Origin of the sequence: Cellulosilyticum sp. I15G10I2 (genome assembly GCF_900095725.1) — a bacterium.
Lineage (GTDB): Bacteria > Bacillota > Clostridia > Lachnospirales > Cellulosilyticaceae > FMMP01.
In genome coordinates, this window is the sequence record NZ_FMMP01000006.1 from 502141 (window position 1) to 514245 (window position 12105).

Sequence of the window (12105 nt, forward strand, 5' to 3'; positions counted from 1 at the left end):
AGAAAAGAGGTGGCCTAAAAATGTCTAAATATACAATGCATATATTGGTATGTGGAGGAACGGGATGTATTTCTGCACAATCCAATGAGATCATAGAACAACTTGAGTTTCATATCAACGCAGCAAATATGTCAGAAGAAGTACAAGTACTTAAAACAGGATGTTTTGGTTTTTGTGAAAAAGGGCCTGTAGTTAAAATTCTTCCTGACAATACTTTTTATGTACAAGTTACGCCAGGTGATGCAGAAGAACTGGTAAAAGAACATATTGTAAAAGGAAGAAAAGTAGAGAGATTACTTTACGTAGACCCTACAACAGAAGAAGTCGTTTCAGATTCAAAGCATATGGATTTTTACAAAAAACAAATGCGTGTTGCACTTCGTAACTGTGGTTTTATTGATCCTGATAATATTGAAGAATACATAGCAAGAGATGGCTACGCAGCACTTGGAAAAGCGCTTAGTATGACACAACAAGAAGTAATTGATGAAGTTAAAAAGTCTGGACTTCGTGGCCGTGGGGGCGGTGGTTTCCCTACAGGTTTAAAATGGGAGTTTGCCTATAAAAACAAAGCAGACCAAAAATATGTGGTATGTAATGCTGATGAGGGGGATCCAGGAGCTTTCATGGACCGTTCGATTTTAGAAGGTGATCCACATTCAGTAGTTGAGGCAATGGCAATCTGCGGTTATGCAATAGGTGCGACTAAAGGGTTAGTTTATATCAGAGCTGAGTATCCACTTGCGATTAAGCGTCTAGAAAAAGCACTTCAGGATGCAAAAGAATATGGACTGCTTGGTAAAAACATATTAGGGACTGGATTGGAGTTTGATATTGAAATTAAATTTGGTGCAGGGGCATTCGTATGTGGTGAAGAAACAGCACTTATCCACTCCATGGAAGGTATGCGTGGAGAGCCTACTACTAAACCACCTTTCCCTGCTGAAAGTGGTTACTGGTCTAAACCGACCAATGTTAATAACGTAGAAACGTTTGCAAACATTCCAGTTATTTTCTTAAAAGGTGGAGATTGGTTTGCTTCTATTGGAACTGAAAAATCAAAAGGAACAAAAGTATTTGCGTTAGCTGGTAAAATTAACAATGTAGGACTTATTGAAGTGCCTATGGGTATTACATTAAGAGAAGTTATTTATGATATTGGTGGCGGCATTAAAGACGGTAAAAAGTTTAAAGCTGTACAAACTGGCGGGCCTTCAGGTGGTTGCTTAACAGAAAAAGACCTTGATACGCCAATAGACTTTGATAATCTAATAGCAAAAGGTTCTATGATGGGTTCAGGTGGTATGATTGTTATGGATGAAGATAACTGTATGCCAGCCGTAGCAAAATTCTATTTAGAGTTTACAGAAGAAGAATCTTGTGGTAAGTGTACGCCATGTCGTGTTGGAACAAAACGTCTTTTAGAACTATTAGAAAAGATTACTGAGGGTAAAGGAACAATGGAAGACATAGATATCCTAAGAGACCTTAGCCAAGTTATTAAAGATACAGCGCTTTGTGGTCTAGGTCAGACAGCTCCAAACCCTATTTTATCAACATTAGATGTGTTTGAAGATGAATATCTTGCACATATTAAAGATAAAAAATGTCCAGCAGGTCAATGTAATGCATTGCTTCAATATAAGATTACTGATAAATGTATTGGATGTACAGCATGTAAGCGAGTTTGTCCAGTAGATGCTATAGAAGGCGCTGTTAAGCAAAAACACCTTATTGATCAAGCAAAATGTATTAAATGCGGTGCATGTATGGATAAGTGTAAATTTGCAGCGATTATCAAAGAATAGAAAAGGAGTGAGAAAGCGATGTCAGAACTAAAAATTACGATTGATGGCAAAGAGACTAGTGTTGCAGCTGGTTCAACAATCTTAGAAGCAGCAAAAGCAGTAGGCGTCCATATACCAACTCTTTGTCATTTAGATTTACATGATACAAAAATGGTTAACCAAGCAGCATCTTGCAGAATTTGTGTTGTAGAAGTAGAAGGTCGCCGAAACTTAGCACCAGCTTGTGCAACCCCTGTAACAAATGGCATGATTGTTAATACCCGTTCAGTTAAAGTACTTAATGCAAGAAAAGTAGTTCTTGAATTATTACTTTCAGACCATCCAAAAGATTGTCTTGTATGTGAAAAATCAGGACGCTGTGAACTTCAGGATGTTGCTGTAAAGTTTGGTGTAAGAGAAATCAAAATAGGCAAAGATGGTGCACAATCTACTTATCCAGTAGATACAAGCAAAGCTATTGTAAGAGATATGGACAAATGTATTATGTGCAGACGTTGCGAAACAATGTGTAACAAAGTACAAACAGTTGGCGCATTATCAGGTATTAATAGAGGATTTAACGCAGTTGTTTCAACTGCTTTCGAAGCGGATCTATTAGATTCAGTTTGTACCCATTGTGGACAATGTGTAGCTGTCTGTCCTACAGGTGCATTATGTGAAAAAGAGCATGCTTGGGATGTTGTTAGACATCTTGCTGATAATGATAAAGTTGTAGTAGTACAAACAGCACCGGCAGTAAGAGCTGCACTTGGTGAAGAATTTGGAATGGAAGCAGGTACTCTTGTTACTGGTAAGATGGTTGCAGCACTTAGAGCACTTGGCTTTGATTATGTATTTGATACAGATTTTGCAGCTGATGTAACAATCATGGAAGAAGGCGCAGAACTTATTGATCGTATAACAAGATTTCAGGCTGGAGATGAGTCAGTAAGTCTGCCAATACTTACAAGCTGTTGTCCTGCTTGGGTGAACTTTATTGAAAGCCAATTCCCTGACTTATTAAATATTCCATCAACAGCAAGATCTCCACAGCAAATGTTTGGAGCCATTGCGAAAAATTATTTTGCAGAAAAATACAATATTCCAAGAGAAAAAATGGTAGTTGTATCAATCATGCCATGTTTAGCTAAAAAATATGAAGCAGCAAGACCAGAATTTAATAACGATGTAGATCTTTCTATCTCGACTAGAGAACTTGCGCATCTTATTAAGCGTGCTAATATCGACTTTAATAACCTTCCAGAAGAAGACTTTGATAATCCATTAGGAGAATCAACAGGTGCTTCTGTTATCTTTGGAACTACTGGTGGGGTTATTGAAGCTGCTACACGTACAGCTTATGAAATTTTAACAGGTGAAACGCTTGGAAAAGTAGACTTTGAAGAACTTAGAGGTTTTGAAGGCGTAAGAAGTGCAACAGTTAAAGTAGGAGATATGGATCTTAATATTGGTATTGCTCATGGACTTGGTAATGCAAGAGAACTTCTTGAAGAAATCAGAGGTGGTAACCCAAGAAACTTCCATGCAATTGAAATCATGGCTTGCCCAGGAGGCTGTATCGGTGGTGGTGGTCAACCATATCACCATGGAGATACAGAGATTCTTAAAAAACGTCAAGCTGCAATTTATACTGAAGATAGAAGTAAAACAATTCGTAAATCTCATGAAAATCCATTTGTAAAAGAACTTTATGCTGAGTTTTTTGAAAAACCAATGAGCCATAAAGCGCATAAATTGCTTCATACACATTATGAGGCAAAAGACAAAGTATAAATAGTGAGTCTCTATAAAATAAAAGAAGGTGTGGATATCCGCACCTTCTTTTATTTTATATTTAAAAAAATAAGTGCCATCAACTCAATATGACTCTAAAATATGTTATATATATAACAATATTTTAGAGTCTAAATATAAAAATAGTACTAAAAATAGCTGCTAAATACATGCGATCTGTTGTATATATAGAAAAGCAGTATCAAAGATTGACAAAAAAATAACAAATGCATATAATAAATATGCCAGGAGAAATCCGATAGGCTATAAGTAAAATAATATTTAATATATTTAATAATTAAGGAGTTGAAGGAGTAAGACTATGAAAACTATTAAAATATGTATTGGAAGTGCATGTCATTTAAAAGGGTCTTATCAAGTTATAGAAATTTTTAAAGCACTTATCAAAGAACATCAGTTAGAAAATATAATTGAATTACACGCTGCGTTTTGTATAGGGCGGTGTACAGGAGCTGTTTCTGTGGCAAGGTGGGATGATAAAATTTTATCAGTTTCAAAAGATAATGCAAGAGAAATATTTATTTATGAAATCATGGCGTACCTATAGGGGTGATCTAAATCATGTGGATTATTAATTTTTCTAAAGCTAATTGTAAGAATTGTTATGCTTGTGTCAGATCCTGTCCAGTACATGCAATTAGTGTTAAATCTGAACAGGCCCAGATTATGAAAGAAAGATGTATAGGATGCGGCAAGTGTTTAAAGGTATGTCCTAAAAATGCTAAACAAGTTAAAACAGAACTTCAAGCAGTTAAAGAATATATTCAAGACAATAATGAAATAGTTGCATCCATAGCCCCTTCATTTGCAGCGCTATTTGGAGAGCATGCTGATAAAATTTGTTCAGCACTTAAGTTTCTAGGATTTACCTATGTAGAAGAAACAGTGGTTGGAGCTGATTTTGTAACAGAACAATATGAGAAGTATATTAAAATACATGAGAATAAATGTCATATTACAAGCTGCTGTCCATCGGTTAACTATCTTGTACAAAAACATTATCCTGAGCTAACCTCCCATTTAATACCTATTGTGTCTCCGGCAGTGTGTCACAGCAGAATCTTAAAAGAAAAATATGGGAAACAAGTAAAGGTGGTTTTTATAGGACCTTGTTTATCTAAAAAAATAGAAGGTCATGAGGAAAAAACGATAGATGCTGTACTTACCTTTGAAGAATTAGAAAAGTGGTTTGAAGAAGAGAAGATAGATCTTAATGATTTAGATGTACAGGATTTTGATGAACGAGGCAGTCGTGAACGTCAATACCCTGTAGTCGGAGGTGTAACTCGGAATATAGATAGAACAAACGTAAATATAGAAATCGTTCAAGTTGATGGCATAGATGAATGTATAGAAGTTATTGAAGCAATAAAGGATAATCAATTCACTAATACATTATTTGAGATGAGTTGCTGCAGACATAGTTGTATTGAAGGACCTGGATTACCACAGGATAGAACAAATGTTTATGAAAAAAAGAAAAGGGTTAAAGTTTATGCAGAGAAACAGTCTATTAAGCAATATCAGACAGAAAACTTATCTGGCATAACATATTTTGAAGACTGGTGGCGCAAGGTAAATTTAAGCCAAGTCTTTCCTTCTTTGCATGTACCTCTTAAACAGCCTGATGAAGAGCAAGTACGTCATATATTAAGAAGTATTGGAAAGTATACGTCGCTGGACGAACTTAATTGTGGAAGCTGTGGCTATCATACTTGCAGAGAAAAAGCAATCGCCGTATATAATGAAATGGCAGAATCTAATATGTGCTTACCGTTTATGAAACAAAGAGCAGAAACTTTGACAAATGTTATTTTTGATGCAACACCTAATCTCATTCTTATTATCAATAAAGAATTAGAGATTGTGGAGCTTAATCCAGCAGCTGAAAAGTTTTTCAAGATAACCAAAGAAAATACCTTTGCACTTCCTATAGCCATGTTCATTGAAGAAGAGTTTTTTGAACAAGTAAAACAGACTAAAAAAAGTATATTAAGCCAAAAAGTTAATGTTAAGCAAAATGGCTCAGTTGTGATTCAGAGCATTATATGGATAGAATATCATCAAGTCATGCTATGGATTGCACATGATATTACAAAAGATGAAAGGCTAGAAAAAAAGCTGCAAACTATGAAAATAGATGCCATTAACATGGCACAACAAGTTATCAATAAGCAAATGACGGTAGCTCAAGAAATAGCAAGTCTCCTAGGTGAAACAACTGCTGAAACCAAAGTGACACTAACTCAGTTAAAACAGCTTATTTTAGAAGAAGAAGGAATCAAGAGATGAAATTTTTTATGGATTTTGCAACGGGAAGTTTAAATAAATATGGAGAAGAGTTATGTGGCGATAAGGTAGAAGTTTTTAGTAGTAAAGATAGTTTTATAGCGGTTTTATCAGATGGGCTTGGAAGTGGTGTTAAAGCAAATATTCTTGCAACTTTAACGGCCAAAATTGCGATTACCATGTTAAAAGAAGGACTAAGCATTGAAGAGGTTGTAGATACCATTATCCATACGCTTCCAATATGTTCAGTGAGGAAGTTGGCTTATTCAACTTTTACTATTATCAAGGTAGATCATGATGGCATGGTATATGTTGTTGAGTTTGATAATCCCAGTGTTTTTTTTATAAGAAATAACCAAGTTAAACTGCTTGATACAACAACTACAGTAATTAATGGAAGAAGCATCAAGGAGAGCAAGTTTAAGTTACTGGAGAAGGATACACTTGTTTTTGTAAGTGATGGTGTTATTCATGCCGGTGCTGGAATGATTTTAAATCTTGGGTGGAGCTGGAAAGAGGTAGCTAATTATTTACATACAATCGTTAATCAATCTATGTCAGCCAAAATGATTACTAATCTTTTATTAGGGGTGTGTGAAGATCTATACGTAGAAAAACCTGGAGATGATACAACTGTTGTGACTATTAAAGCAATAAAACCAAAACTTGCTGCTTTATTCTCAGGTCCGCCGCTTTATCCTGAAAGAGACCAGGAAGTTGTAGATATACTAATGCGTTGCACAGGCAAAAGGTTAGTGTGTGGCGGTACGGCAGCTAACATTGTCTCAAGAAAAAGTGGGTTGGAGATTAAAACAAACTTTGACATTATTGATCAAAACATTCCACCTATTGCTTATATGGAAGGTGTCGACCTTGTAACGGAAGGTGTATTGACAATAAGAGGTGCTGTTGAGAAGCTGGAATGTATAAAAACTGCAAAGGAAATAGATTTTTTAAATGCTCAGGATGGGGCCTCAAAACTTGCAAAAATTCTATTCGAAGACTGTACTCATATTAAAATGTTAATTGGGCGAGCCATTAATCCTGCCCATCAAAATCCAGATTTTCCTAATGAACTAAGCATTAAATTGAATGTTTTAGATAAGTTGCAGGCGGTACTTGTGAGCTTGGGGAAATTTGTAGAAATTGAATACTATTAGAAGGGAAGTCGTATAATGAGAAAGTTTGAGAGTCATGTGCAATGGATTAGGCATGCAGTATATAAAGAAATTGTTAAAAGAGTTATTCAAGAGGATTTTGAAACAACCAAATATAATATCCCTAAAACAATTATTCCGGGAACTACAGCTGTTTCGAGATGTTGTGTTTATAAAGAGCGAGAGATCATTTCAGAAAGAGTTGACCTTGCTGCTGCTCCAATAAATGAAAAAAAACCTATTATTGAAGTGATTGATATTGCATGTGATGAATGTCCAGCTGAAAGATATATTATTACAGAAGCCTGCAGAGGATGTTTAGCCCATAGATGCATACAAGTTTGTAAAAAAGATGCGATCCAAATAATAGATGGCAAAGCTCAGATTGATTATAGTAAGTGTGTAAGTTGTGGTAAATGTAGGGATGTTTGTCCATATAATGCAATAGTGGATGTCATGAGGCCTTGTATAAAAGCATGCAAAAGTAAAGCTATATATATTGAGACAAACAAAAAGATAAAAATAGATTATGATCAGTGTAGCAACTGTGGAGCTTGTGTCTATCAATGCCCTTTTGGAGCTATTACAGATAGGAGTGAAATTATTGCGTTAGTAAAGGCTATAGAAACTTGTAAAAAAGATAAAACAACAAAACTCTACGCTGTTATTGCCCCTTCTATTGTGACACAATATAATGCGCATATAGGACAGATTGTGGCTGCGATCAAAAAAATTGGATTTAAAGATGTTATAGAGGCAGCGTTAGGTGCAGACATAGTAGCTTACAATGAAGGGCTTGAGTTTATTAATAGGGTCGTAGAAAACAAAGAATCTTTTATGATGACTTCATGTTGTCCGGCATTTGTGCGTCACGTTAAGACGCATTATATAGATTTGGTTCCGCATTTGTCGACAATGGTCTCTCCGATGATAGCTATGGCGCGTTTTATTAAAAAAATTGATCCAATGGCTAAAGTGGTATTTATAGGCCCTTGTACCGCTAAAAAAGAAGAAAAAAGAGAAGTTGATCTAGAAGATGCAGTAGATTATGTAATAACATTTGAAGAATTGGAGGCATTGATAGATGCTTATAACATTGCAGTATCAGAGTGTCGGGATGAGCCACTAAATAACGCCTCATATTTTGGCCGGTTATTTGCTCGCTCAGGTGGGGTGGTTGATGCGGTTGCAACAATTATTAAAGAAAAAAGTATATCTGAATTATCTTATCGCCCTATTGCATGTAATGGCATTGAAGAAGTAGACAAAGCACTTAAACTTGCGAAGGCTCATAAAAATAATTTTAATTTTATTGAGGGCATGGCTTGTGTAAGTGGTTGTATTGGAGGAGCAGCTTCATTAACTCATGAGGCAAAAGAACAAAAGAAGGTAGATGAATATGCAAAGCTAGCTATAGAATGTACAATAAGTGAATCTCTTAGGATTATAGATTATACAGGAATTCAACTCCATAGAAAATAAGTGAAAAAAGAGTTTGTAGATATTTAAACAATTTTCCAAATAATTATAATATAAGTTGCTATTTATTTACCCCTTTGATATAATACAAAAGTAAAAAAGTAAAAAAATGGAAATTTATTATTAATCAAGGGGGATGACATGTGAAAAAGGTTTATGGGGTGCTATGTGGACTTATAATAGGTTGCAATAGTGTATTGGGCAGTGTTTCTTTAGGCAGTAATGCGTTATATAAAGAAGTGAATAATGAAAGTATAGTAGTAGAAGTAAATGAGGCTAAAATAGATCAAATCGGTTCTTTAAAGGAGCAAATACTTAGCTATTTTGAAGATGAGAACCAGAAAGAGGTTTACGGGAGTTATATAGTAGACGATATGCTTATTACACAGGGGACTATCGCTAAAATACTATGTCATTATATTAATCGCATGCCCATTTACCTGCCAGAAAAAGAATTGTGCCAAAATCCTTTTATAGGAAGATTAATTATTGAATATATCTGGGGAGAAATGTCTTATGATGAGACCAGAGTGATTACATTAAATGATTGGGATATTCTATTTAGTCAAGCTAAACAATTTAAACAAGATCAAGATTATATTAAAAAAGCCTCAGAGGCTAGCCCTCTTAATATAAAAGAGAAGATCAATCAATATAGAGAAAATAGCATTAAAAGTTGGCGTTATGAGAAAGTATTGTTAGGTAATGCAGTATCAAGTAATAAATACGTTAGATTAAATGATCAAGAGTATAAACTCTATTATTTTTTAGGTACAAGTTATCTCAGTTTGAAGACTTTGGAAAAAATGGGGTTTTCAAGAGAGAAAAGTAATGATTATCTTCATCTTGTTTGGCAAGGTTATAGTCTAAGTGCAGATGATCATCCAGCTATAAAGTCAATGGAAGTTTATATGAATAATGAGGTGCTCTACATTGGCGCTTTGAAAACATACTCTCTAACTACTGAAGAAGACATTTTAATTCCAATAAGAGCACTTGAGACATACTTTGATTTAAACATTTCAGATAGCAAGATCATTTTAGTGCCTAAAGGACAGGTAATGAGTGAGTCTATTAGTTGCAACAACGAAATGATTATTAATAAAACTAACCGATCTTTGAAAATCATATACACGGATTTGTACTGGGATGGCGTACATATTATTGAAAATCAATCTGGACTGATAGAAATGTCGGCAAATGGAAAACTCGTAAAAAATACACAGCTCTATGCGCTACGCAATGCGCGTTATTTAACAACGGTTGTTCATTATGTAGAAACTGACTATAACGTTTTAAGCGCAGGCCATACATTTGGACAAGATATTTCAAGCTTATTAAAAAGGTATCAGCAAACTTTAAATAATCAAAACGATGTGGTTATTAAGGAAAATCAAACTTTATTTCCCCCATCTATAATAATAGGTACAATGAAATATGCGGTAAATGGTTTTGCAAAAGGGCAAAAAGTAGAAGTGTGGGCAGCAGAAGATGGCGTACACTATAAGATTAAAAATGCGCAAGATAAAACAGTAAAAGTACCTTGGAACAGTGTAAGTATTCCTAAAGATCCGGCTACTGCAAAAGATAAACCTACTAAAGATCAGATTGAAGCTTTTATTAATAGCAAAGATATGAGTAGCCAAACAGCTTATCTTGTATGGACAGATCTTTATAGACAACAGACTTATGTCTTTAAAGGCAAGAAAAATGAGTGGCAGCTGATTAAAATACTGCTTTGTTCTACTGGAAAGAATATTACACCTACTCCGAGAGGTACTTTTGAACTCACAAATCGTATTCCTTACTTTGGAGTCAATAAAGGTTACCGATGCAAAAATGCTTTTCAAATATTTGGAGATTATTTATTCCATTCAATTATTTTTGATGTAACAGGAACTAGGCTGCTTGAAGGCAAAGGTGTGCTGGGGCGTAGAGCTTCACAGGGCTGCATAAGATTTTCAGAGGAAGATAGTTTGTGGTTTTATAATACGATGAAAGCAAATACCAGAGTATGGATTAATTAATGCGTAAGAGCTCTAATTTTTTTGGAGCTCTTTTTAGAATAATAAATTTAGGACTCACTCATAATATAAATGTATAGTAACATTTGGAATAAAATAATATAATATGGTATAATATTTTACGACCGGTAAAGGAGGAATAATATGACAGATTTTAAAAAAGAATATAAACATGCATGGACGAGTTATACAGAGGAAGATCTTAAAGTATTATTTGAATACGCAGATAGGTATAAGCATTTTATATCTGAAAATAAAACAGAGCGAGAGTGTGTACGTTCACTTGTAAAGCAAGCTGAACAAGCAGGCTATAGAAATCTTGAGGATTTCATTAAAACGCATACTAAGTTAAGCACTGGTGATAAGGTTTATGCAAATTATATGGATAAATCTTTAATTTTATGCTGTATAGGTCAGCAGCCCATGGAAGAAGGGCTCAATCTTCTGGGCGCGCATATAGATTCACCAAGATTGGATCTTAAGCCTAATCCGCTCTATGAGGATACTGATATTGCATTGTTTAAGACCCATTACTACGGAGGCGTAAAGAAGTATCAATGGGTTGCGCTACCACTGGCAATACATGGTGTAGTGGCTAAAAAAGATGGCTCAGTAGTTAATATAGTCATAGGAGAAGATGAAAATGATCCAGTTGTAGGCATTTCTGATTTGCTTATACATTTAGCCGGGGAACAAATGCAAAAGAAGCTTAGTGAAGCGATAACAGGAGAAGATCTTAATGTTTGTCTAGGTACCATCCCACTTCAGGGTGATGAGAAAGATAAAATTAAAGTTAAGGCAAATATATTAAAACTTTTAAATGAAAAATATGGTATAGAAGAAGAAGATCTTGTATCAGCTGAAATTGAGATTGTACCGGCTGGAAAAGCAAGAGATTATGGTCTGGATCGTAGTATGGTTATAGGTTATGGTCAGGATGATAGAGTCTGCAGTTATGCTTCGTTTGAAGCACAGATTGAGATCACAAGACCTTTAAGAACGACTATGACTGTTTTAGTTGATAAAGAAGAAATTGGGAGTGTAGGCGCATCCGGGATGCACTCTAAATTTTTTGAAAATACAGTAGCGGAGATTCTCAATTTAACAGGAGACTATTCAAGTTTAAAATTAAGACGCACCCTTGCAAGGTCAAAGATGCTTTCCTCAGATGTGACAGCGGCATATGACCCTAATCACCCATCTGTTCTAGAAAAGTATAATGCTGCTTATTTAGGAAAAGGGGTAGTATTTAATAAGTATACAGGATCTAAAGGCAAGTCAGGCTCAAATGAAGCAAATGCAGAATATGTAGCGAAACTTCGAAAAATGGCAGAAGATAATGATATTATATGGCAGACCTCGGAGCTTGGCCGGCTTGATTTAGGTGGAGGCGGCACAATAGCTTATATTGTTGCAAACTACGGCATGGATGTAATTGACTGTGGGGTGGGTGTACACAGCATGCATGCACCTTGGGAAGTTACAAGTAAGGCTGATATTTACGAGATGAGAAAAACCTATATTGCTTTTTTAAAAAATGAATTTATATAAAAG

8 protein-coding genes are annotated in these 12105 nt (G+C 35.2%); all 8 read left to right on the plus strand.

What is annotated here, in order from left to right:
* Window positions 1-20 precede the first annotated feature (20 nt).
* The 8 genes from nuoF to BN3326_RS02415 all read left to right on the plus strand — a co-directional run bounded on the left by nuoF (window position 21) and on the right by BN3326_RS02415 (window position 12102).
* Window positions 21-1808, plus strand: coding sequence for an NADH-quinone oxidoreductase subunit NuoF (gene nuoF / locus BN3326_RS02380; protein WP_069997510.1), 1788 nt, complete (start codon window positions 21-23; stop codon window positions 1806-1808).
* Window positions 1809-1826: 18 nt separating this feature from the next.
* Window positions 1827-3581, plus strand: coding sequence for an NADH-dependent [FeFe] hydrogenase, group A6 (locus BN3326_RS02385; protein WP_069997511.1), 1755 nt, complete (start codon window positions 1827-1829; stop codon window positions 3579-3581).
* Window positions 3582-3903: 322 nt separating this feature from the next.
* Window positions 3904-4149: a (2Fe-2S) ferredoxin domain-containing protein gene (locus tag BN3326_RS02390; RefSeq protein ID WP_069997512.1), complete on the plus strand. Its 246-nt coding sequence runs from the start codon at window positions 3904-3906 to the stop codon at window positions 4147-4149.
* 14 nt (window positions 4150-4163) lie between these two features.
* A complete protein-coding gene (locus BN3326_RS02395; RefSeq protein ID WP_069997513.1) occupies window positions 4164-5894 on the plus strand; it encodes a [Fe-Fe] hydrogenase large subunit C-terminal domain-containing protein in 1731 nt (576 codons plus the stop codon).
* Window positions 5891-7051, plus strand: coding sequence for a SpoIIE family protein phosphatase (locus tag BN3326_RS02400; RefSeq protein WP_069997514.1), 1161 nt, complete (start codon window positions 5891-5893; stop codon window positions 7049-7051). The genes BN3326_RS02395 and BN3326_RS02400 overlap by 4 nt, the downstream gene beginning before the upstream one ends.
* Window positions 7052-7066: 15 nt before the next feature.
* Complete coding sequence (locus BN3326_RS02405; RefSeq protein ID WP_069997515.1) at window positions 7067-8530, plus strand: 4Fe-4S dicluster domain-containing protein; 1464 nt, start codon at window positions 7067-7069, stop codon at window positions 8528-8530.
* A 140-nt stretch (window positions 8531-8670) separates the two neighbouring features.
* Window positions 8671-10554: a L,D-transpeptidase gene (locus BN3326_RS02410; protein ID WP_069997516.1), complete on the plus strand. Its 1884-nt coding sequence runs from the start codon at window positions 8671-8673 to the stop codon at window positions 10552-10554.
* Between the two features lie 141 nt (window positions 10555-10695).
* Window positions 10696-12102 carry an aminopeptidase gene (locus tag BN3326_RS02415; protein ID WP_069997517.1) on the plus strand — a complete coding sequence of 469 codons (1407 nt, stop codon included), beginning with the start codon at window positions 10696-10698 and terminating at the stop codon, window positions 12100-12102.
* The last annotated feature ends 3 nt before the right edge of the window (window positions 12103-12105 follow it).